Here is a 22,508-nt window from a genome sequence, read left to right on the forward strand (position 1 = left end):
CTGTCATAAGCTCCTCACGGTTTCGAGGCCGTGCTGCTGCAGGATGGCGGCGAGGTTGGTCTTGGCCACGTCGTCGGCGAAGGCACTGTCGCGAAAAACGACGGTGGTTTCTCCGGCGGGCTTGAGTTCCTTGTACCACGCCACGAGGCCGAGGGCCAGCGGCTCTACGTCGGCCTGCGGGATGGCGGGCGAGAGGCAGACGAGCAGCGAGCCGCCGCCGATGGCGTGGATTGTATGCGCCTGCTTCGCGCCCCCGGCCACCTTCTTTCGTTCGATGGGTACGCAGAGGTCGAGGCCGAGCTTGAGGAGCAGTTCGAAGAGGATGTCCTGCTCCGTGCGGTCGGTCTTGAGGTGCTCAATGGAGGCTTCGAGGGTTTCGGCGAGCTTGTCGCGGTCCGGCTCCCACGCCAGGATGTTGCTGCTGGCGAGCTTGAAGACGCGGAAGCCGGTGTCGCCCGCGAACATCGGGTTCTCTTCACGTATCTTCTTCCCGGCCCGGCGCAGGCGCTCTTTGGTGATGTCGGCAATCGTCGGGTAGTCTTCCTGCTCGGTCGGTTCAGGCAGTTGCACGAGGATGAATTGTCTTTTTCCACCATCTTGCGAGTTCTGTTTCATCACTGCGTGTGCAGTCCCTCCTGCACCAGCAAAGAAGTCGAGGATTACCCCGTCGGGCTCAGTGCCGACAGCAACGAATCTCCTGATTAGCTCCACTGGTTTCGGGAATGGGAAGACCTTCGAGCCAAACAGCTCCTCTACTTCGCCCGTTCCTCTCCTTGTCGAAATATCTTTGTCGAGCTGAAGGGAACGAATCACTTTTCCGGTGTGCCGGGATTTCTGAACAACCCTGTATTCGCCTTCCTCTGTAATGTAGCCGACGATCTCTTTATTGAGATGCTGGCGAGACAGGTCTTTTCCCCACCGCCAAACGCGCTGAATGGAATCTTTTCTGGAGACTACGGGATGCACTTTCTCCCAGCCCTGGTGCGGCTCCAGACTGATCTCATAAAAGCAATCTCCGATTTTGCTATTAGGGTTTAAGTAGAACGGGTAGAAGAGATTTGGTCGCGTCTGAGGATTGAACGCAACGTTTCCATTGTAAAGAGGGTAGATGTTGAATGGCCCAGTTTCGTCTTCGTATTTGAATTCCTTGTCTTCCTCCGTCAGCGGCAGAGTCAAAGTGGCATCAATAGACTTGGCATAGAACAAGGCGTAATCGTGCATCTTCGCAATGTGCCCGTAGTCAATCGCGCTTGGGGATGCGTTTACGACGAAGATACCAACGAAGTTTTCTTCCCCAAAAATCTCATCGCAGACTTTACGCAAATTATCGACTTCAGTGTCGTCGATGCTTACGAAGATCGCCCCATCCTGTCGCAGTAGATTCCGCGCCAGCTTGAGGCGGGGATACATCATGTTGAGCCAGTCGGTGTGGAAGCGGCCGGAGGCTTCGGTGTTGCTGCTGATCTTCCGGCCCCCTACCACTTGGCCGGTGAGTTCGAGGTAGTTTTTGATGTTGTCCTGGAAGTTGTCGGGATAGACGAAGTCCTTGCCGGTGTTGTAGGGCGGGTCAATGTAGATGAGCTTCACCTTCCCGGCGTAGGATTTCTGGAGCAGCTTGAGGACTTCGAGGTTGTCGCCCTCGATCATGAGGTTCTGGGTCTTGTCCCAGTCGACGCTGTCTTCCGGACAGGGTCGCAGGGTGCCGGCGGAGGGGGTGAGGGGCGGCTGGCGGGCGCGGCGTTTGCCATGCCAGTTGAGGCCATACTTCTCCTCCGCATCGGTGACGGTCTGGTCACCCACGAGGCTTGAGCACGTCGAGATTCACGACCACGCCGTCCGGCCCCTCGGTGACGAGTTCAGGAAAGAGCGCCCGCAGCGCGGCGAGGTTCGCGGCGACGAGGTCCGGGGACTTGGTTTCGGGGTCGTGGGCGGTGAACTTCTGCATCGTGTCCTCGATCTTCACAGGTTAGCGCGAGCGGCAGCCTGGGCTGCCTCCACGCGCTTGAGTTCCAGATTCAGTTCCACGCGTCGCGCCATCTGCTTTTCCTTCGCCGCGGCGGCACGCAGGCGGACGATCTCCGCAGCGAGCCGCGCACATTCTTGCAGGGCGTCGCGCCGGGTGGCGGCGTATTCGGCGTTGCCGGCGACTGCGAAGGCGCCGGTCACGCGGGCAGCATGCAGCGCAAGCAGGGTGTCGATCCAGCCCTGATACAGCGCATAGAGCGTTGTGTGTGGCTGCTTGCCCAGCGCCAGCGCGTCACGGAAGGCGGGCCAGCGTTCGGCATCGCGCGCCGCGTCCCACTCGACGGCGACTACCACGCCCTCCAGCACCGTCTTGCCCGCTTCCCCCTGCGACCAGCGTTTGTGGGCGGCAGAAAGTCCGGGCCGTTCGCCCTGCTTCGTCAACAGCAATAACGGATAGGGTACCGCCCGGTGCACCAACTCCACCAACCGCGTCGCCCTGGCCCCAGCCCGCAGGGTGAGGCGCAGCACGGCGATCTCCAGATATTCCCGCACATCGTTGCGGTACTCGGGCACGCCGATGGTCGTGGGCTTGAGCGCCGCCAGCCAGAGCAGCTCCTCGATGCCGGCGTTGATGAGACGCTTGTCAGCGACCGTGGGCGCGCCATTCTCAAGCATCAGTTTCTTGGGCACGCGCTGATCCACGCGGCTGCTGGCGGGCAGGTCGAGGGCGGTGAGGAGCGCGTCGCCGTTCATCCGGCCGCCTCTGGCAGCACCGCGAGCCAGGCCACCACCTCGAAGTCGTTGATGCCCGCGAACTCGCCCTTCATAACGTGAGTGCCTCCGGGGCGGAACAGGCTCACCACGGCGCGTTCTTCATTCTTGCCTACCACCGAGGCCACGGCGGCGGCGAGCAGGCGCTGCGCAGCGCGCATCTCCTCGCCCTGCCTGGTCGCCTTGTCGAAGCGGGCGCAGGCGCCGGCATCGGGTAGGTCGCGCCCCAGGCAGAGGCGCTTGAGCCGGTCGAGGATCTGTTTGGCCTGCGTGTACGGGAGCAGCACCGTGCCGTCGTCGCCCACATGCACAAGATACCGGGCGCCGAGCGGATAGCCGGCCTCGGCGCTGCGCTTGGCAGCGTTGCCCTCGGCGCGCAGGCAGAAAATGATGCCCGCTGCAATCTCCGCCTCGGTGGTGGTGGTGACCGCGCAGGTGCCGAGCGGCAGACTCTCCAGTACGCCCGGATGCGCCTTGAGGTATTGCGCCAGATCAATGCGGAAGTCGGTTAGCGTCAGATCGGCGATGGAGACACCGGAAGAGAGGTCTTCCAGGTCTATCACCGCGTCCTGGAGCTTCAGCAGTTGTTTACGGCGGTACTCCAGATCGTTCATCTGGTTGCCGGACTGCTGTTCGATCAGGTTCTCCTCACCGGTGGCGGAGATGTCGAGCAGCACCATGCGGCCGCTGACTCGCTGTTCCAGGTTGATGTACTCTTCCAGCTCCATGTTGGGCCAGAAATTGACAAGCTGGATGCGAGTGTTGGGTGAGCCGATGCGGTCAATGCGTCCGAAGCGCTGGATGATGCGCACTGGATTCCAGTGGATGTCGTAGTTGATCAGCCAATCGCAGTCCTGGAGGTTCTGGCCTTCCGATATGCAGTCGGTGGCAATGAGCAGGTCAAGCTCGCCCTCGCCGGCGAGTTCCACGGGCCGCTCCTTTGCCCGTGGCGCGAACGTGGTCAGAATTGAAGCCAGATCCTTACGCAGGCCGGTCAGCGTGGTCTGGTTGCTACCCGTGCCGGTAACCAGCGCCGTGTCGATGCCGAGGCTTTTCTTCGCCCACGGGGCGAGCTGGTCGTAGAGATAGCGCGCGGTGTCTGCGAAGGCGGTGAAGACGATCACCTTGCGGTTGCCGGGGTTGATCGGGTTACGACACTTATGTTCGATCATCGCGCGCAGGGCCGTGAGCTTGGCGTCACGAGAGGCATCCACCATGATCGCTGCCGCGTGGAGCGTTGCCAAGCGGTTGCGGTCCTCGATCAGCTCCTGCTTCCAGCGGATGACGTCCACGTCCTTCAGCAGCACCTTCACCTTGCGCCCGACGAGCAGACTCTCGAAGGCGGGATCGTCGAGCTCCACGTCCTCGATATCTATCTCCTCCAGTTCCTCGGCGTGACTCTCGATGCGGGCTAGCATGGCCTCCACGTCGTGCAATTGGCGGTGCACGGTGAGTGCGAACGAAGGCACCGCGCTTTCCATGCGCTTGAGCACGTTGACGCGCAGCAGATGGATCAAGCTCTCCTCGCGGTCGACCTGGCGGAAGAAGCCCTCGCCGCCGCGAATTTCGGTGCTGTACTTCTTGTCGTACGCCGCCTGCCTGTGCGGCAGCACATACCGGAGTGGCGCGTAGGAGGCGAGATTCAGCCGCCGAATCTCATTGTTGATTTCTCGAATCGAGCGGAATTCTCCGGCGCGGTCCACATCGGCCTTGATGTTGATCGGCTTGAGCCGGTCTGGGAAGCGGCCGGTCTCGGCGGTGCCGTAGTACTTCTCGATGTGCTTGCGCGAGCGGGCGATGGTGAGCAGGTCGAGCAGGGTGAAGTAATCGAAGCCGAGCATCTCGATTAGCCGGGAAGGCGTTCGTTCAGCGTCCTCGGAATCGAGCCAGCGGTTGAACTGCTTCTGCGCGAGGCGCGTGGTGCTGTCGATGCTGCTGATACCGTGATCGAGCAGAGCCGTGTCGTCGCCCTCGGTGACGAACGCGATTTGGTTGCGCAGATCGGCCAGGCGGTTGTTGACCGGTGTCGCCGAGAGCATCAGCACGCGCGTCTTGACGCCTTCCTTGATGATCTTGCGCATCAGGCGGTCGTAGCGCGTCTCACTGCCGACGCGTGGCGTTTTTTTGTTGCGGAAATTGTGTGACTCGTCAATCACGATGAGGTCGTAGTTGCCCCAGTTGACGTGTGCGAGGTCAATGTCGCCTGATAACCCGCCGTCTCGCGAGAGGTCGGTGTGATTCAGAACGTCGTAGTTGAAGCGGTCTGGCGCGAGGAAGTTGCGGCGATCGTTCGCCTTATAGAGCGTCCAGTTGTCGCGCAGGCGTTTGGGCACCAACACCAGCACACGATCGTTTCGTAGCTCGTGGTACTTGATGATTGCGAGCGCCTCAAACGTCTTACCGAGGCCAACGCTGTCGGCGATAATGCAGCCGCCGAAGCGCTCCAGCTTGTCAATCGCACCGATCACGCCGTCACGCTGAAACCTGTAGAGCTTCTTCCAGACCACCGTATTGCGAATGCCGGTCGCCGACTTGATGATGCGCTCTTCGTCGAGATCGTCACCACGGTCGCGGAAGAGGTGGTGCAGGATGAGCGTGTAGACAAGGAATGGGTCGCGGTGGGCGGCGAGTGATTGCAAGTTGCCCATCAAGGCGGCCTTCGCACCAGCGTCGGCCACAAGGCTGGACCACTGCGCATCGAACCACTGACTGAGCAAGGTGGCTTCTTCGGGCGTCTCGGATGCCTGGATCAGGCTCAGGGGATTGCCCGGCGTCAGCCCAAGCCCATCGGTACTGAACGCAAGCGAGCCGAGAAGCACTTGTAGCGGGCGTGCCTCGCCATCGCGCAGGACAAACGCACCTTGTGGAACCGCGCCAAGTGCTCGCCTTACCTCAGCCTTGTCCCCAATCCATTGCCAGAGCTGTCTTGCAAGCCAGCGCGTTTGCAGACGGTTGCGCGCGGCGCGGTCGGCGTCCGAGCCCAATACGCTGAGGTCGGTACCAGCCGGTGGCAGGACAAGGCGGCATCGCTTCAACGCGGCCAGCTCGTGCAGCAACTCGGAGAACGCAAAGAGCGAAATGGCCGACGTTACAACGTCGCACTGGCGTCCTGCGGTGAGTTGCGGGCGTAGCAGGTCAATGACGCGGTCGGCGCCGGTATTGCGGATGAGCTTCATGCCGTTGCTGACCGGGGATCGTCGGACAGAGTGGCTCTCCAGCCGGCGTCGGGGTGGTGGTTAAGGCCATCGTGAGGCCATGAGCGAACGGTTATAGGATGGATTGGCATCGCGTTCCTTTCACAGGCTGCGCATGGGTCGCTTTCAGGCGCGGGCACGGGTGCGCCTAACGGATGGTGTAAGCTGCGGCTGCGCCCACCCAACCCACAATCGCGCGAACTCGACCGGCGCAGCCGTCAGCTTGACGCAGTGTTAGGCCCCGCCCCTGACCAGCCCCGCCCAACGCGAACGCCACCCACGACGACGAAACGTAGTGGTTAATCACGCTCCTCATCGCATGGTCAACGGAAGATAGACGAAGTTAGCAGACACTGTCACAGTGTAGATCATTGTGTCTGCCATTGCCCCACCCCAAGGGATGGTTTGTCCACCAAAGACTACAATCGGCAAATTGGCCTGGATCGTCGCAGAAGCAGCGGTCGTTGCTGGTCTGGGTGACAGAGGTGCCGCGGCGGCCCGCGTCCGCGGCGTCGGCATGTCCGGCAACCGGGTCACGGCGACCGTGGTAGCGTCAGTGAAGGTGTATTGCCAGACCTGTTTGTTTGACCCTGTGGACGTATGTCCCCCGAGGAGCCAGACTGTGTTGCCCCACCAAGCCATGGCGGGCTCAAGGGTATAAGGCTGTAGCTCACCGGAAAGCGACATATCATATCCTGGCGGGTATGGGCCAGTCCACTCCTCATAGCAGATGACCTTGACAGGCGGAGGTTGCGTATTGGACCACTCAACTTTGAAACTGCATAACTTGCCATTGACCGGCGCCGTGCCGACCCAGCCACCCGGAGGTGCCGGTTCCGCGTATCCAGATGTCCAAGTATCGGTACCGGGATCATACCGGCTAGTCAAACCGGCAAAAGAAGTACGGTAGAGGAAATCGCCAAGGTGCGACAGATTCGTATGGTTGAAAGCGGGCCACGTGGGATGGCTGCTGCCTTGCGTCCAAGTGTTCGTCCCAGACGCGAAATACCATAAATCCTGCGAGGCGGACCCAACATTATGTCCGCCAAGCACATACATCCTGCCGTTGAATTCAGCTGCTCCGTGGCTGTAGCGCGGGGGCGGGGAGACGCTGCTTGGGACAATCTGCCTGAACGTGTTTGTACTAGGATCGAATTCCCACAGATCGTTGTAGACATAGGTGCTATTTCTACCGCCAAAGAGCAACACCCTCCCATTCACGTTAACCAACGAGTGACCATAGCGCGCCGGCGGCACGGACTCTGGCGTGTGTCCTCCTTGAGCGGTCAGAGAAGATGGCCCTATCGTTACCGCAAAACTCAGGAGACAAGCTGTGAACCAGTATCGTATCATGGGCCAGGAATGGCGTCTTGACATTCTGTAACTCCTTCTTCATAGCGGGCATCGCATTGTTGGCCTAACACATAATTCAACCACTCGAACTTTGCAACGCCTCGACTTCGTTGCGCCGGCGGGGCTTGGGTCTTCATGAGTCTACTCCCTGGCTGCGCAGCGTATGCGCAGCGGGCCACTGAGTGACAGTTGGTTGCGGGTGAGACCCACGGTGAACCAAATACCACCGTCGCCGGGACGTGCGACCTGTACGTAGCCGAGCGTCATGTCAGGCGACTTCATGACGACGGCGTAGTAGGAATCGAGCGCGGCTTCCAGGATGGCGGTCTTGGTCAGGCGGGTGCGGCCGGCCATCTGGGCGAGCTTGGCGTCGAGCGCCGCGGTGATATTCAGCGACGTTCTGCGCCGGGTTGGCAGGTGTGCGGCGGGGCCGCGTGGTGCGGTGTCCAGGGTGGCAGCCATATGGGTACTGGGATCCTGTGGCGGGCGTCGGGGCGCCCGCTGATGTGCATTCATCTGCCTGTATTATTGAGGGCGTCTATAGATTTGTCAAATCGCCTGCGGCGGTCCGCAGAGCCGCCGGTCGAAGGACAAGCTGAGGATACGGTTCGCGCCGCCCTTACGTCCATAAGAGCGCACTACGGCGCCTTCGCCGAACAAGTCGGATTGCCAGGTGACACAGTAGTTGCTGACCGTGGCTACTTGGTATCGCTTCCAATCACCCGCCATACCCAAGCTCCTCCAAGTCAACGATGACGCGCATAGGACTGCTCTGTAAGGCAACGATATGCCGATGACGTCGGCATATTCGGGCGATATGCCGATGAAATACCGATTTCGCCGGCATATCTCTGCGAGTAAAATGGTCTCTCATGCCTTCAAGACCTCCAAGAGCGCCGGATGCCGGTACATCGTTATTTCGATAGACCATAGCCCAACTCCTTGAGATTGGCGGCGATGGCAGCATCGAGCTTCGCAGCCTCGGTCTGCTGCTCGTGCAGCGTCGCAGCGAGCCGCGCCATCTTCTCCTCGAATAGCTCGCCGTCGTCCTCGGCCGCCTCCGCGCCGACATACCGTCCCGGCGTGAGGACGTGCCCGTGCTTGCGGATGTCGTCGAGCTGCGCGGCCATGCAGAAACCGGGCACATCGGTGTACGCGCCCGCGCCTTTATCCCCGCGCCAGGCGTGGTACGCGCCGGCGATCCTGGCGAGGTCGGCGTCGCTCAGCTCGCGGTGCGTGCGGTCCACCAGCGTGCCCAGCTTGCGCGCGTCGATGAAGAGCGTCTCGCCGCGCCGGTCGCGCACCTCACCCCCGACCCCTCTCCCGCCGGGAGAGGGGAGGTGGCGCTTGTCTCGGCGCAAAAACCAGAGGCAGACCGGGATCTGCGTCGAGTAGAAGAGCTGGCCCGGCAGCGCCACCATGCAGTCCACCAGGTCGGCCTCGATGATGGCCTTGCGGATCTCACCCTCGCCCGACTGGTTGGACGACATCGAGCCGTTGGCGAGCACGAAGCCGGCAAGCCCCGTGGGCGCGAGGTGGTGGATGAAGTGCTGCACCCAGGCGTAGTTGGCGTTGCCCGCGGGCGGTGCGCCGTAGACCCAGCGCTTGTCGTCTTTGAGGAGCTCGCCGCGCCAGTCGCTGTCGTTGAAGGGCGGATTGGCCAGCACATAGTCGGCCTTGAGATCGGGGTGCGCGTCACGGTGGAAGGTATCGCCGTGCGCGATCTGTGCATCAATGCCGCGGATGGCGAGGTTCATCTTGGCCAGGCGCCAGGTGGTGTAGTTGGACTCCTGGCCGTAGATGGAGATGTCGCCGATCCTGCCGCTGTGCGCTTCGATGAACTTCTCGCTGCTGACGAACATGCCGCCGGAGCCGCAGCAAGGGTCGTAGACGCGGCCTTTGTAGGGCGCCAGCATCTCGACCAGCACGCGCACCACGCTGGAGGGCGTGTAGAACTGCCCGCCGCTCTTGCCCTCGGCGCTGGCGAAGCGTGCCAGGAAGTACTCGTACACGCGGCCGAGCGTGTCCTTGGCGCGGTCGGCCCTCACCCCTGGCCCCTCTCCCGCGGGGAGAGGGGAGTTGAAGGCGATGTCGCTCACCAGGTTGATGATCTGGCCCAGCCGCTGCTTGTCGAGGCCGGCGCGGCCGAAATCCTTCGGCAGCACACCCTTGAGCGACGGATTGTCGCGTTCGATCGCGGCCATCGCGTCATCAACCAGCGTGCCGATGGTGGGCTGCGGCGCGCTGGCCTTCAGGTGCTGCCAGCGCGCCTCCCTGGGAACCCAGAAGATGCTGGCGGCGCGGTACTCGTCGCGGTCTTCGGGATCCGCACCCTCGGCGCGCTGCGCATCCAGTTCCGTATGCTTCGCCTCGAACGCGTCGGAGATGTACTTGAGGAAGATGAGGCCCAGGACGACGTGCTTGTACTCGGCCGCATCCATGTTGTTGCGCAGCGCGTCCGCGGCGGCCCAGAGCTTCGCTTCGAAGCCGAGGTTGGCGCCGGTATCGTTGGTTTTGTCCTTCGTGATTGCCATGGAGTTCCTGATCGCGTCATGCAGTGGATCGATAGGTCGTGCAGGCCGCTAACGGCGTGTGTCAGGCGTGGGGGCGGCTGTCGCCTGAACTTTGATTTTGCGACTTATTAGCCTCCGTCGCCTGCACGCAGGGTTGGGCGGCGACGCAATATAAGAGCGCACTACGGCGCCTTCGCCGAACAAGTCGGATTGCCAGGTGACACAGTAGTTGCTGACCGTGGCGCACCTGGATCATGATCCGATGAATTACTCTGAGGATAATCTGCGTGCGTTGTACTTCATTTGTTGTAAGGAATGAGAATTTTTTAACTGTCCAGTTCCGAGCGAATTCTGAGCATACAGACAGCACCAAAGCGGACACTTATTTAATTCTCATTCCTAAGGCGCGTTCCAGCAAATCATTGACCCTGAGTTCGCCCGCCCATTTCCGCAAATAATCCAGATCGAGTGCGCCGGCGCGGGTTATCAGCACACCGAGAATATCGCGCCATTGGCGCTCTGATACTTCGCCGCCGATGCGATACCATTCGAGCTTGGCAAGGACCGTATCTTCGGGGCTGGCAAATTTGGCGCTGATTTCCGTCTCAAAGGCGAAGGTCTGTTGTTGGGCGCGGGCCAGTTGCGATTGTAAAATTGAGCGTGACTTCAATCGGTTCATTTTGCATGGCTGATTTCTCCATACACTTTGCGGGCGGTCTCTTCTCCCAATAATAAACCGGCCAGCCGGCGGCGGATTTCGGCCTCACTGGCCTGGGGATATTGGGCGCGCAGTCCCATAGACGCCAGCATTTGCGCCGATTTGTTGAGCTGCGCCAGCATGTTCATTTTGCGGGTGGGGCTGGCCTGCCGCCATAGCTGGATTTGCAGGGCTTCCATTTTGGGGTGGGTGTCGGGAAAAAGGACGCTCATAGCGTGCTCCCAGTGCCAATAGCCACGCCATTAGACCCATAAACAAGCGAACACTTGATGAACCTCAAGCTGACCAACGTGCTCAGCGACATCACCGGCGTGACCGGGTTTGCGATCATTCAGGATATTATCGCAGACGAGCGCAATCCGCACAAACTGGCAACCTATCGCGATCCGCACGGCCACAAGAGCGAAGCCGAGATCGTCGCGGCCTTGCCCTGTCCCCGGCACAGGCCGCACAGACCGTTTCTGAAGAACGATCTTCTGACCCGTGCCGGGAACGTTGCTGCAATTTCAAGCCGGGTCCACCACGCGGCCCAGGAAGAGGATCGCGCCTGTCTGCCGGTCGTGGATTACCACCAGGAAGGGACGGTCAACGGTGAGGGGGAGCGGTTCCTCCTCTACTTGAATCGAGAGTGTCCTCACCACCACAGCCGAGGCGGCAGCCGCCACGGTGCCCTTCTCGTCCACCTCCACCACAGCCTTGTGCAGCACCGCGCCGATGAAGAGATCGCGGGTGCCATCAATGCCGGAAAAATCGGCCTGATAGGGCGTGATGGCATCGGACATGCCCAGCTCGCCGAGCGCATCCGCCACGGAGAAGGTCGAGCCAAAGCGGAATTTGGGCAGGCCCAGCGCGACCTTGCGTGAGGTCATGGAACTCATACTCGTACGCAGCCAGTCCGCGCTGAGGTTTGCTTCAACCGTCTCCAGGCGCCCGCGGTCCGGCACGATGACCGTCATGGCAATGAGCGTATCCGTGTATTCCAGGGTGACCGCCTGGTAGCCGTCGCCGGCGCCGTAGGCGAGATCGGCGGGCTTTTGCATAAACATCATGGGGACGCGGCGCTCGCTGCCGTCCAGGCGGAAGAACGGCTCGTCCCGCGTGAGCGCCTTGTCAAACGGCAGGAGCCAATCGGCCTTGAAGTAGATGGCATTCGCCAGCACCAATCGGGTGTCCGCGGTGATCATGCCGGGCGGAACCAGGTCCGTGATCTTGCCGGCGGTTTGGAAACTCGCCCAATCGTTGACGGCTACACGGGCCGCTTCTGGCGCCTGCTTGAAATCGGTCGGCTTGACGCCGGCGCCGTAGTGCTGATTCATCAGGGCCACAAAGTCTGCTTGCAGCGGCAGGTCCAGTTGGGACCACAGGGCATTGGCGGTGTTGAGCCGGGCGCTGCTTTTCTCCGCGGGGTAGAGCGTCCAGTTGAGGGTTGCCGCCGCCGCATGCTGCCTGGCAGCCGGCAAGGTGATGTGCAGAACCTGCGCCATCTGGGTTTCAGTGTTACCGCGGGCACCGGCATAGGTCATCGTCAGCGCCGTGGCCAGGCTGTACGGGGAAAAGAAGAGATTGCCCGGGGTGTCACGCAGTTGCTGGTACAGGTCGGTTGCGAACGTATTCTGCCCGGCCGCGAGCTGGGCCAGGTCTTCCGCCGGGGCGGGGATGGCGGGTGCGGGGGGTGGTTGTGGTTGCGCCCCCACCGGCGCCGGTTCACAGCCGGTCACGAGTTGGGCGAGCACGATGAACAGACAGGTAGTAAGCCAGAAATGCCTGGCTAGACGGTGTCTCATGGCAGCACCTCCTTTCGAGTGCGCCATCGAGACGGAAGCCGATGCGGGATGGTTCCCGCGTGCAATGCTTTCCTCGGAATGCGCCACCAGCATCTCGCGCGTGCATACATCGCCCACCGTGCAGATTGAATCATCATTTTCGTTTCGTGCCTGTTCCAGATACTGTACCGTGAGGATACCGACTAGATCGCCCGCCTCATTAACGACCGGCAGTCCGTGGTGGCGCGTCCGTGCAAAGAGATCGGCGGCCGTAGCGAGCAGGTACGTTTCGCGCAGCGTGACGACGTTCGTCTCCATGACCTCGCCGACCGTGATGCCTTCCAGCACCTCCACGTCGCGACCGCGTTGTAGGCGCAGCCCCTTGCGCGCAAGTCCCAGGGTATAGACAGGGTCACGACGCAATCGTTGCGCCACGAACAGACCGACCACCACGGCAAACATCACCGGCAGAATGATGCGGTAGTCTTGAGTCATCTCGAACAGCAGAATAATGGCGGTCAGGGGTGCGTGTACGGCGGCAGCCAGTACGGCAGCCATGCCAACCATGGCATAAGCTGGGGGCGCAATGAGCAGTGCGCGGGGTTAACGCGTAGCACTAACGAGCTTCACATAATCCAGCGCAATCCAACCGGTAAGTCCCCGGGGGATCAAGACGCGTGCCCACAGGCGCCCGTTGACTTCAATCTGCTCTCCCAACAGAAAAACTGCCGTGCCCTCCATCACCGTGCCGGCAATTGATCCGCCAGGCGTTGTTCGCAGCCAGGCGCCGCGGCCGCTTGTGTTGACCACCACGGCTGGCGCCGGTGTCGGAGGCGTCGTCGGTGTGGCAGTCGGCGTCAGGGTAGAGAGTGCGGTCGCGGTAGCCGTGGCGGTGGGTGAAGCGGATGCCGTCGCCGTTGGCGTGAGCGTGGGGGACGGCGTTGGCGTGAAGGTGGTCGTAGCCGTCGGCCCAGGGGTTGGCGTTCGAGTCGGCGTTGGCGTTGACGTTAATGTCGGCGGCACTAATGGATCGAGCCGGGTCGCGGGAATCACGTTGAGCAAGAGTGCGACCGGCTGTTGCAGGCGCGTGGCGATGTCTCGTTGAAATGTCAACGCTGTTTCATGTGGGAATTGGCGGACCGACCGCAAGGTGACAGCCAGGTGTAGGACGCCATCATCGGTCTGGCTACGCCGTACTTCGACGAGTTCAGTATCAGGCAGAATTTCGACTTCGGCCCGAATCGCTACGTCAATGGCTCGATCGAGGCGCACGACACGTAGGGTCTGGGTCGTGAGGATGCCGAGGATCACGGTGACAGCCGCCAGGAGCGCTAGCGCGCCCAAGAGTCCTCGGCGCAACAGGGCGCGCTGTGTTTTGTACCTGGCAGGCGGCGCGAACCCAAATAAAAGAAAAAACAGCCCGCTGGCCGCAGCAATCGCGATCAAGTTCGTCAAGAACAGGAGCAGCGCGCCGCCGGCGATGTCTTGACGACCGAGTGCCAAGCCGATGCCAACTGTGGTCAGTGGCGGCACAAGCGCGGCGGCAATCGCAATGCCCGCGAGGGCAGCAGAGACTGATTTGCGGCACAACGCGTAGGCGCCGGCCGCGCCAGAGGCCAGGGCGACGCCCAGATCCAGCACATTCGGTTGCGTACGCGCCATGATTTCAGGCGTCGTGGCCGCATCCGGCACAAGCATACCCAACAGGGCGCCAATCAAGATGGCCAGCAGCATGCCACGGGCTGAAGCCCAGGCTGCCATCCTCAGAAGACCGGTGTCACCTTCAATAATTCCCAACCCCATCCCCACGATGGCGGTCATCAGCGGTGCGACCAGCATGGCGCCGATGATGACCGCGGGGCTGTTCAAGAGCAAGCCGAAACCTGCCAGGATGGCAGCCAGCGCGATCATGACAAAGAAGTCGGCGCGAGAACTCGCACCTTCCCTGATGACGGTGCGGACCTCGTCTCGCTCACTGGGGGTCAGCGCGGGCATGGCGGCGATGATACCATGCCAGGCGCGCCGGAAGACCCGCGTCACAAACCCGGTGCGTCGTCGAACCACGATTACTGTCGCGCGACTCTCCTCGGCAACTCGTTGTGGTAGGTCCCCAAACAGCAGCCGATCAATCAAGGCTTCGCGTGAGGTGCCCATCAAGACCGTATCGTATCCGGTCGCAAGCTCATCCAGGATTGCCTGTGCGATGTCACTCGCCACCACGGTTTTGCGAACCAGACCTGAATCATGCAGGCGGTCATCGATAATTTGCTCAAGATGACGAGCCGAGGAGATGAATGTGCTGCGGGGATGGTGCTCCTGTGGCACGACATGCAGGGCAGTTACCTGCACATGCTGCGCAGAGCCTCCGGTAGAAGTGCCAGCCAACTCCGAAGCCAGCCGAAAGGCAAAGGCGGAATGAGGTCCGCCGCCAACCGACACGAGGATTCGCTGCAATTGCTGCGGGGCATATCCGCCGACAATGACAACATCGCAGATAGGGTCTTCCAGCACAGCGGCGAGGGCCGTGTTGAGATAGTTGCCGTCGGGTTGGGCTTCGCCGCGCCATCCGAGCACAATGAGCTGGCTGCCCAGCTCGCGGATCGTCTGACGAATGGCTACGCCGACGTCGTCGGCAACGCGCACCATCGAACGCGCGCTCACGCCGGCTGCGCGGAGGACAACCAGCGCCGTCTCCAAAGCCGGCTGCATATCCGCGCTTGTCTCAGCCTCGAGTCGCGCAAGCGAAGGATCGGTCGGCAAGGCAATGGTCAGAACGATCACCGGGGCAGATCGAGCCAAGGCGATGCGGGCTGCCGTGGCTGCCAGGCTGGCCGCGCGGCTGGGGTTGGACACCGGAAGAAGGATGCTTCCAGTCTGTGTGTGATGAACGGACGCCATCTAGCTATTTTCCTAGCCGCCAATCTCGATAGACGCGGCGGGTTTCTTCGACCGTGACAAACGCCTTGCCATCCACGGAGTCCACGGCCTGGAGCACGCAGGGCAGGTCGGCGCGGCGCACGACGACTTCTATCTGCGCTCTCGCGTCCAATGCGGCCGCAGTCCGAGCACGTGCGTCACCGGCGTGACAAAGAGCAACCCGGAGTCAGGTGCGTTGAAATTGCCGCCCACCGCTTTTTCAGTGACGCGGATCAGTCCCTCCAGGTCAAAGGCGTCATCCACGACCACAAAAATCGTGCGTTGGTGATACTCTTCCTCCTCGAGGAGATGTCGCAACGAGGGGAATAAGGGGATATCATCGCGCTGGGCGCGCAACTGCCGCAGTTTGCGAAGTCCAATACTCTCCAGGATCGTGACGCCGGTGACCCCAAAGGCTTCCCAGGCACTTAGCACATCCTGGCTCTTTTCCAGGCTCGGCAAGACAGCTACGACCATGTTAGGCATAACTTACCTCTTTTTCGGCAAAGGCCCGCCGCAGAAAGAGCGGCGTAATCAGGGTGGTAATCAGTACAATGAACGTGATGCTGGAAAATAGTTCTGGTTGGATCAGTCCGGCATTCACACCAACGGCCGCTACAATCAGGCCCACCTCGCCGCGGCTAATCATCCCCAAGCCGACACGCAGCGCTTCTCGGTTCGTGAAGCCGCCAAGGCGTGCACCGAGCCCACCCCCGACGATCTTGGAAATGACGGCCACCACGACCAGGACCATAATCAACAGGAGATTCGGCCCAGTCAGCAGGTGGGCGTCCGTTTTGAGGCCAATACTGACAAAGAAGATCGGCACCAGGAATGCGTAGGTGATGGTGTGCATGCTGCGTGTAATCTTGGCGTGCAGATGACTACGGCCGAAACCAACACCGGCGATGAACGCGCCGGTGATCGCAGCCAGGCCGCCGCTCACTTCGGCAGTCCAGGCAAACGCCAGGGCTACGACCAAGACCAGCGCGGCCAACCCCTCACTGATTGACTGGCGATCCACCCAGTCGGCCAGCCGTGGCAGCACTAGGAAGCTGACGGCCACGGCCACCCCCAGATAAATGAGCATGCGTAGCAGGATGAGCGGCACCGCGGCCAGCCCCGCGCTGCTGGTTGCCACGGCGACAAAGATGGATAACAACAGAATGACCAGCACGTCATCTACGACGGCCGCACCGAGGAGCGCAATGCCTTCGCGGCTGCGCAACATACCCAACTCGAGCAGGGTTTGCGCACTGATGCTGACGCTGGTTGCGGTTAGGATCATGCCGACGAAGAGGGCGGCGTTACCCTGGTAGCCAAACGGCAGCATAACCAGTGCGCCTAGCGCCAGCGGCACGATCACGCCACTGACACCCGCCAGCGTCGCCACGCGCCCCGCGCGTTGCATCTCGCGTATGTCCACCTCCAAACCGGCGAGGAACATCAGGCAGACCACCCCCAACTCAGCCAGTTCGTAAACTGCTTCGGTCAACAAATGCGGATCAACCGGATTGGCCAGAAACGGCCAGTGGAGAAGGTCGAGCACGCTGGGGCCGAGGAAGACGCCAACCAGCAGTTCGCCCAGGACGGCTGGCTGACGCAGGCGGTTGGCCAACCAGCCCCCGGTTTTCGCCGCCGTAATAATCACCATCAAAGAAAAAACGAGTTGCAGAAATGGGGTCATGTGATAGCCCTTTCATTGCGACACGACACGACACGACACGACACGACTGGATTTTCGACTAGCTCAATCGTATCAACAAAGCATCGGCGATGCGCACCTGGCTGCGTTCAACTTCGGACGGGCACTGGAGCGCCAGTGCGGCGTAAAGCACATCAATCAACGCGACCTGGGCCACGCGCGCGCCGAGCGGATAGCCGTGGGCGAGGGCCTCCTGAGCCGCCGTGTGCAGGCAGATGTCAGCTGATTTCGCAAGGGGCGAGGCCGGGTGGTTGGTGATGGCAATCGTCGTGGCGCCGGCCTGTCGGGCTACCCCAAGCGCGCGCAGGACATCGTGCGACTCCCCAGAATGTGAGATGCCGATAGCCAGGTCGGCCGGTGTCAATAGCGTCGCCGAGATCACCTGCATCTCGCCGTCCGTATGGGGGACGGCGCGCACACCCACGCGCATGAGCTTGTATTGCAATTCCAGCGCGGCGATGGCTCCGCCGCCGGATCCGTAGATGTCCACCCGGCGTGCCGCCAGGAGCGCATCCGCGGCACGCTCCAGGGCGGCCAAATCCAGCACCTTGAGGGTGTCTTCCAATGCCTTGACGTCAGCCGCGATGACCTTTCGCGCAGCTTGGGCGACGCTATCCCCGTCCGTGATCGAAGCATAGGTGGTGGTATGATCTGGCTCTGACTCCAGCGCCAAGCGGATCTTGAAATCCTGGTATCCGTCGGTCCTGACCCGCCGGCAGAACCGAAAGACCGTCGTATCGCTGACTGCGCACCTCTCGGCCAGGTCGCTCATCACCAGGTGGATCACTTCATCGGCGTGATCCAGCACGTACTGACCCACCTTTTGCTCCTGCTCATTGAGCGCCGGCAGTAAGCCGCGAATGGTAAGCAATAAACTGGTTGTGGGTGTTGATAACGATCCTGCCATCTGCGATTCCTGTGCGGATAAGACCTTGACGAACCAGAACACTACCGTTATGATACTAAAGGAAATATCTTTTGTCAAAGACTAGACGAATGAAAAGTTTGCTCAGGCGACCCCCCTGCCCCCCAATCCTGGGGGGAAAAGCATTCGGCTCCCCCAGGATTGGGGGGCAGGGGGGCACTCCGGGCGCTATCGAGACCATTCTCACTGCCTGGCTGAGCGGGCAGGCGCAAGGCCATGCCCCTACCGGTTGGCTTCTGCGGCCAGGCTGTGGGCCAGGTCATCGAGCATGCGTTGATGGAGGGAGCCGTCGGCGCGCTGGCCGTGGCGGCGCAGGCGGCGCTGTAACCAGCCGCCCAGGAAGACCAGGTGCAGGGGGTAGGCCAGCGGATAAAGCGGTGAGCTGACCAGGCGCGGGAAGCGGTTGCCCAACAGGCCGAAGCGGTCGGGTAGCAGCAGGCGGCGCAGCGCGCCCACGCGCTCTGCCGGCCCGTGCGTCCAACGCAGGTTGTCGGCCAGGCGCCGCGGCGCAGGATTGCTCAGGGAAACCTCGGCCAGGCTGAGATGTTGCAGCCAGGCCCGCAGCGCGGGCGGCAGGGGCGCGGCCAATGCGGCTGTCAGACCGGGCGGCAGCGCGCCGGGGAAGGCGGTTTCCAGCAGGGTGAGGCTGGGCAGCAGCAAGCGCGGTTCCAGGCGCGCTACGCCCACCAGGCTGGCCGCGGTTCGGTCATGCGCGCTCAAGCCCTGTGCATCGAACCAGGCGGCCGGCGCCGCGCAGGCGCCGCCGATGATGGCAATGTCCGGGTGCGTTAGCTGTTGCCAGACCCGCTGCAGATCGGCCTGTTGTAGCAGGCGCGCCTTGCGCTCCCACACATCCTGCGACGCATGGGCCGCCAGGTGCAGGAAGAGCAGCCAGGGCGGCAGCAGGCGCACCGATGCCGCGTCCATCTTCATCTCTATCTCCATGGGTTGACTGTGTCCCCAGGCCGCGGTCGTCAGATCGAGGCGCAGGCCCAGAAAATCTTCGGCCAGCGCGCTGTGAACCTCCACCCGCCGCGGGTTATTTGGATCGCCGGCGCTGAAGGACGCGAGCTGCCGGTTGTCAGGCTTGATGAAGCTCAGGTGCTTCCAGGTGACGCGTGATTCTTCGCTGTAGCCCAGGGCCTGCATGACCTTCCGCAGCGCGGAAATTTGACCCGGCCGCGCCAGCAGATCGAGATCAGCCAGCGGCCTGATCTCGGGCCGGGGATAGCTGCGCCGTTCGAGGAGGAAGTGCGCGCCCTTGAAAGGGATCAGCTCGACCTGGGCCGCCGCCGCGCCGACCAGGATGGCGCTCAATTCCGCGGCCAGCAGGTCATTGCGCCGGGCGTTGGCCGCAGTCTCAGCCGCCAGCCAGCGCATGACATAATCAGGCGCGGCGATCGTCTGCCCATGTTCGGCCAGGAGGAGATGGACGCCGTGCCGAACCGCCTCCTGCAGAATCACGGTCCAGTCGGCCAGGGAAAACGGTCGCTCTGCGCCAGTCGCGTCCACCTGTTGCGGTGCAGGTGCGGGGGGCTGGGCTGCGGCGCCGAGCCAGCGCATCAGCCGCGAGACGGCCGTTGCGCGGGAGAGGGTGGCCTGGTTCATTCGTACTTCAAGGCCTTTAACGGATCGAGGGTGGCGGCGCGCAGGGCTGGAAAGACGCCTGAGAGCAGGCCGACCAGGGTGGCGAAGATGACAGCGAACGGAATCAGCCAGATAGGGGTGTAGACGATGCTGCTGTCGGCGCCGGGACCGCCGAAGATGGGGTTGCCCTGCTGCCCCAGGGCCGACTGCGCAATCAGGTTGATGACGCCGCTGACCGCCCAGCCCAGCCCGGCGCCGACCACGCCGCCCAGGAAGCCGATGGCGGCGGCTTCGCCCAGGAAGATGCTCATGACATCGCGGTTGCGCGCGCCGATGGCTTTCATCAAGCCAATTTCACGCGTGCGCTCGTAGATCGCCATGCTCAGGGTGTTGGCGATGCCGAACGCGGCGACGAGGAGCGCGATGGCGCCAATGCCGCCCAGGATGGCTTGCAGCACCAGGAAGAAGGAGTTGATGCTGTTGACGGTGTCCTGCGCGGAGTAGGCGTTCAAGCCCATCTGCTGAATCTCCTTCTGCACGGCCGCCACGTCGCGGGAATTGGCCACCTTGACGATCGCTTGCTGATAGCCCTCACGCGTGCGATCCACCCGGCGCCCGCTGAACCACTGGTTCAACTCATCCACCTCTTTGAGCGGCAGGTAGATGTTGTAGTCGGTTTCGCCCAACGATGCCAGGACGCCCGTCACCTGCACGCGCAGATTGCGCGTCGCCATCTTGCCCTCGTTGTCGTAACGAATGGCGCGCAGGGTCAGGCTGGCGTCCTGCAAGTCTGTGACGTCCGGCTCACCTGACGCGCCCAGGCCCCTGGGGCTGCTGAAGAGGTCCTCCTTGCGGCCGGCCTGGCGCGGATCGTAGAGTGTGGCGCCGACCTGGGCGCCGACCACGACCTGGCCGGTGCTCACCCGGTTTTCGCCGGAGGTCAGCTTGTAGCCGAACGCCTTCCAGGCTTCCGGATCCACGCCCAAAATGCCGCCTCCGCCCGTCAGCCGATTGAAATGCACTTCCACCTGGCCCTGCATATATTCCTGCGGCGTCACCGCCACGACGTTGGGCAGGGCGCGCAGTTTTTCCAACACCTTGAGGGTCAGACCCTGCGCCTCGCTGCGCTGGACGCTTGACGGATCCGGCGCGCTCTTTTCCATCATCACCGTCTGTTCGCCCATGACGTTGATGAGGGTCAGGTCGGAGATGCCGCCGATGCCCTGCGTGGCGCTGCGCTGCAAACCCGCGCCCAGGCTGATCAACACCAGGACCGCGGCCGTGCCGATGACCACGCCAATGGCCGTCAACACCACGCGCATGCGCATACGGTTCAGATTCGATAGAACGGTGCGAAACAGATCAATGAATGTCATTTGTACTTCTGTCAGCCGCTGCCAAGACCGAACAGGCCCAGGAAGAGGCGTTGCCAGAAGGGGCGTTGGACGCGGGTGACGGGCGGTTCGCCGCCGTTCGCGCCTTTGCCCCCATCGCTCCCGCCGCTGCCGTCGCCCGGTTCGCCCATGTTGAGAACGCTGAGCGGCAGGGTGGCGGTGTAAACCTGGTTCTGGTTGAAATCATCAATGTACTTGATGATGATTTCGATGTTGTACTCGCCGCCCTGCGCGGCCGCGGCCTGCGCGTCGAGCGTGCCCGACTGACCGGAGTCGAGCGAACCGATGTAGACCGAGGCGTTCTCGAACGTCAATCCTTCCACAGGGCCAAGTTCCACCGAGGTGATGCCCACGGTGTTGCGGCCCTGGTTGATGATCTCGATCGGCAGCTCGATGGGGGTGTCCGGCATCGGTTGACCCACCGGCCGATAGAAGCTGACCCGCAATTGGGGCGCCACACTGACCAGCAGGGTGATCTGCTCGGTGCGCTCCAGCGTCTTGTCGGTCGGCCCATCGTAGCTAAACTCAATCGGCACGACGTAGGTGCCCGCGCTGGCCGAGCCGCTGACGATGAACTGCATCTCGACCGTCGTCAATTCGTTGACGCCGAGTACCGGTACGACGCGCACGTTGCCGGTGCCCAGCGGGGCAAACACGGTGACCGCGGAGGCGCCGCCCGTGGACGCGGTGCCGAAGGTGATATTCAGCCGTCGCGCATCGCTCGTGCCCACGTTGCGGATGTTCAGGCGCAGCGTCAAGGGCTGGCCAGGACTGGGCCGCAGCGGTTCGCTGACGTAGCTCTCGATGATCGGCAGCGCTTGCGGCGTCGAAGGCTTGCCAGCACTGACGCCGCCCACGGTCACGGCAATCACCTGCTGCGAGCTGTACTTTTCATCGCCCCAGTTGATGAAATCGAGGCCGAGTTGCAGGGTGTGCAGACCCGGCGTCGTATCCGTGTCGGCCACCAGGTGCAAGGAGACCGCCTGCCGCTTGTTGAAGCCGATGTCGCCCACGCTGACGACGTTGCTGCCCACGGTCGGCGCAAAATTCTTATTCTCGCTGCTCACCGTGACCAGGGTGCGCCGCGCCGCGCCGGTGCCGGTGTTGCGCACCGCAAAGGTCAGCGTGAACGGCTCCCCCGCGATGATGGTGACGGGATCGGTGGACACCTGTTCGATCACCAACTGGGGGATGCCTGGTTTGGGCTGCGCGGTGGGCGTTGGGGTGGGGGGCGCCGCAGCCACATTGACGCCCACAGTCTCGTTGGAGGCATAGGGCACGCCATCGTCGCCCTGATAGCTGATGCTGATCGCCATCGCATAGGTGCCACCCTTGAGATCGGGATTGCCGCGCAGGTCCTGCCAGACCCAGCCGTGCTCATCCACCGTCAGCCCGTTCAGCGTTTTGACGCTGGACGATCCCTGGGGCACGAAGTTTTCACTGGCGAGGGAGATGATGATGTTCGTCGCGCCCGCCGACCCCACGTTGTGCAGTTCCAGGAACAGGCGGAAGGTCTGATCGGCCTGCACCACGGCCGGCTCCGTGCGGAAGCTGCGGATGAAGATCAGCGGCCGCTCGTTAGAAGTCGGCGGCGTGCTGGTTTGCGCATGCGCCACCATGCCGTGACCCAGGGTTGGCAGCCCAACACCGATCAGCATACACAGCACGGTCAGATACAAGGCGAGTCTCAGGCTCGAACGCATA

16 protein-coding genes and 1 pseudogene are annotated in these 22,508 nt (G+C 62.2%); all 17 read right to left on the reverse strand.

The features are described from left to right. Positions 1-3: 3 nt before the first annotated feature. The 17 genes and pseudogenes from IPM84_10810 to IPM84_10890 all read right to left on the reverse strand — a co-directional run bounded on the left by IPM84_10810 (position 4) and on the right by IPM84_10890 (position 22,507). A pseudogene (locus IPM84_10810) lies at positions 4-1,945 on the reverse strand (site-specific DNA-methyltransferase). Between the two features lie 14 nt (positions 1,946-1,959). Then, positions 1,960-2,718: a DUF4391 domain-containing protein gene (locus IPM84_10815; protein ID MBK9093252.1), complete on the reverse strand. Its 759-nt coding sequence runs from the start codon at positions 2,716-2,718 to the stop codon at positions 1,960-1,962. Next, entirely contained in the window at positions 2,715-5,912 is a 3,198-nt protein-coding gene (locus tag IPM84_10820; protein MBK9093253.1) for a DEAD/DEAH box helicase family protein, read from the reverse strand. Before IPM84_10820 ends, IPM84_10815 begins: the two co-directional genes overlap by 4 nt. A 330-nt stretch (positions 5,913-6,242) precedes the next feature. Continuing rightward, positions 6,243-7,160, reverse strand: coding sequence for a hypothetical protein (locus IPM84_10825; GenBank protein ID MBK9093254.1), 918 nt, complete (start codon positions 7,158-7,160; stop codon positions 6,243-6,245). Positions 7,161-7,424: 264 nt separating this feature from the next. Continuing rightward, a complete protein-coding gene (locus IPM84_10830) occupies positions 7,425-7,745 on the reverse strand; it encodes a hypothetical protein (protein ID MBK9093255.1) in 321 nt (106 codons plus the stop codon). A 452-nt stretch (positions 7,746-8,197) separates the two neighbouring features. Continuing rightward, complete coding sequence (locus tag IPM84_10835; protein ID MBK9093256.1) at positions 8,198-9,817, reverse strand: SAM-dependent DNA methyltransferase; 1,620 nt, start codon at positions 9,815-9,817, stop codon at positions 8,198-8,200. Positions 9,818-10,178: 361 nt separating this feature from the next. Further along, positions 10,179-10,475, reverse strand: a complete 297-nt coding sequence (locus tag IPM84_10840; protein ID MBK9093257.1) for a hypothetical protein — start codon at positions 10,473-10,475, stop codon at positions 10,179-10,181. Further along, positions 10,472-10,726 (reverse strand): hypothetical protein, encoded by a 255-nt coding sequence (locus IPM84_10845; protein MBK9093258.1) that lies wholly within the window; start codon positions 10,724-10,726, stop codon positions 10,472-10,474. The genes IPM84_10840 and IPM84_10845 overlap by 4 nt, the downstream gene beginning before the upstream one ends. Before the next feature lie 294 nt (positions 10,727-11,020). Then, the gene (locus tag IPM84_10850) at positions 11,021-12,835 is read right to left on the reverse strand and encodes a CBS domain-containing protein (protein ID MBK9093259.1); all 1,815 of its coding nucleotides are present in this window, start codon (positions 12,833-12,835) and stop codon (positions 11,021-11,023) included. A 45-nt stretch (positions 12,836-12,880) separates the two neighbouring features. Then, a complete protein-coding gene (locus IPM84_10855) occupies positions 12,881-15,175 on the reverse strand; it encodes a DUF389 domain-containing protein (protein ID MBK9093260.1) in 2,295 nt (764 codons plus the stop codon). A 4-nt stretch (positions 15,176-15,179) separates the two neighbouring features. Then, positions 15,180-15,296, reverse strand: a complete 117-nt coding sequence (locus IPM84_10860; GenBank protein ID MBK9093261.1) for a hypothetical protein — start codon at positions 15,294-15,296, stop codon at positions 15,180-15,182. Between the two features lie 8 nt (positions 15,297-15,304). Next, on the reverse strand, positions 15,305-15,679 hold the full coding sequence (locus IPM84_10865; protein MBK9093262.1) for a hypothetical protein: 375 nt from the start codon (positions 15,677-15,679) through the stop codon (positions 15,305-15,307). Next, complete coding sequence (locus tag IPM84_10870) at positions 15,672-16,880, reverse strand: cation:proton antiporter (protein ID MBK9093263.1); 1,209 nt, start codon at positions 16,878-16,880, stop codon at positions 15,672-15,674. The genes IPM84_10865 and IPM84_10870 overlap by 8 nt, the downstream gene beginning before the upstream one ends. 58 nt (positions 16,881-16,938) lie before the next feature. Next, positions 16,939-17,805 (reverse strand): MurR/RpiR family transcriptional regulator, encoded by an 867-nt coding sequence (locus IPM84_10875; GenBank protein ID MBK9093264.1) that lies wholly within the window; start codon positions 17,803-17,805, stop codon positions 16,939-16,941. A gap of 240 nt (positions 17,806-18,045) precedes the next feature. Further along, entirely contained in the window at positions 18,046-19,431 is a 1,386-nt protein-coding gene (locus IPM84_10880) for a nucleotidyltransferase family protein (protein MBK9093265.1), read from the reverse strand. Beyond that, the gene (locus IPM84_10885; GenBank protein ID MBK9093266.1) at positions 19,428-20,786 is read right to left on the reverse strand and encodes an ABC transporter permease; all 1,359 of its coding nucleotides are present in this window, start codon (positions 20,784-20,786) and stop codon (positions 19,428-19,430) included. Before IPM84_10885 ends, IPM84_10880 begins: the two co-directional genes overlap by 4 nt. Before the next feature lie 11 nt (positions 20,787-20,797). Further along, a complete protein-coding gene (locus IPM84_10890; protein ID MBK9093267.1) occupies positions 20,798-22,507 on the reverse strand; it encodes a hypothetical protein in 1,710 nt (569 codons plus the stop codon). Position 22,508: the final 1 nt, after the last annotated feature.

This window comes from Candidatus Amarolinea dominans (assembly GCA_016719785.1).
Classification (GTDB): domain Bacteria; phylum Chloroflexota; class Anaerolineae; order SSC4; family Amarolineaceae; genus Amarolinea; species Amarolinea dominans.

Excerpts from the sequence above, each read along its gene's own strand:
- IPM84_10885 (MBK9093266.1), bottom strand. The coding sequence starts at position 20,786 with ATGACATTCATTGATCTGTTTCGCACCGTTCTATCGAATCTGAACCGT.
- IPM84_10855 (MBK9093260.1), bottom strand. The coding sequence starts at position 15,175 with ATGGCGTCCGTTCATCACACACAGACTGGAAGCATCCTTCTTCCGGTG.
- IPM84_10880 (MBK9093265.1), bottom strand. The coding sequence starts at position 19,431 with ATGAACCAGGCCACCCTCTCCCGCGCAACGGCCGTCTCGCGGCTGATG.
- IPM84_10850 (MBK9093259.1), bottom strand. The coding sequence starts at position 12,835 with ATGGCTGCCGTACTGGCTGCCGCCGTACACGCACCCCTGACCGCCATT.
- IPM84_10875 (MBK9093264.1), bottom strand. The coding sequence starts at position 17,805 with ATGGCAGGATCGTTATCAACACCCACAACCAGTTTATTGCTTACCATT.
- IPM84_10830 (MBK9093255.1), bottom strand. The coding sequence starts at position 7,745 with ATGGCTGCCACCCTGGACACCGCACCACGCGGCCCCGCCGCACACCTG.
- IPM84_10835 (MBK9093256.1), bottom strand. The coding sequence starts at position 9,817 with ATGGCAATCACGAAGGACAAAACCAACGATACCGGCGCCAACCTCGGC.
- IPM84_10865 (MBK9093262.1), bottom strand. The coding sequence starts at position 15,679 with ATGCCTAACATGGTCGTAGCTGTCTTGCCGAGCCTGGAAAAGAGCCAG.
- IPM84_10870 (MBK9093263.1), bottom strand. The coding sequence starts at position 16,880 with ATGACCCCATTTCTGCAACTCGTTTTTTCTTTGATGGTGATTATTACG.
- IPM84_10890 (MBK9093267.1), bottom strand. The coding sequence starts at position 22,507 with ATGCGTTCGAGCCTGAGACTCGCCTTGTATCTGACCGTGCTGTGTATG.
- IPM84_10845 (MBK9093258.1), bottom strand. The coding sequence starts at position 10,726 with ATGAGCGTCCTTTTTCCCGACACCCACCCCAAAATGGAAGCCCTGCAA.
- IPM84_10840 (MBK9093257.1), bottom strand. The coding sequence starts at position 10,475 with ATGAACCGATTGAAGTCACGCTCAATTTTACAATCGCAACTGGCCCGC.
- IPM84_10820 (MBK9093253.1), bottom strand. The coding sequence starts at position 5,912 with ATGAAGCTCATCCGCAATACCGGCGCCGACCGCGTCATTGACCTGCTA.
- IPM84_10815 (MBK9093252.1), bottom strand. The coding sequence starts at position 2,718 with ATGAACGGCGACGCGCTCCTCACCGCCCTCGACCTGCCCGCCAGCAGC.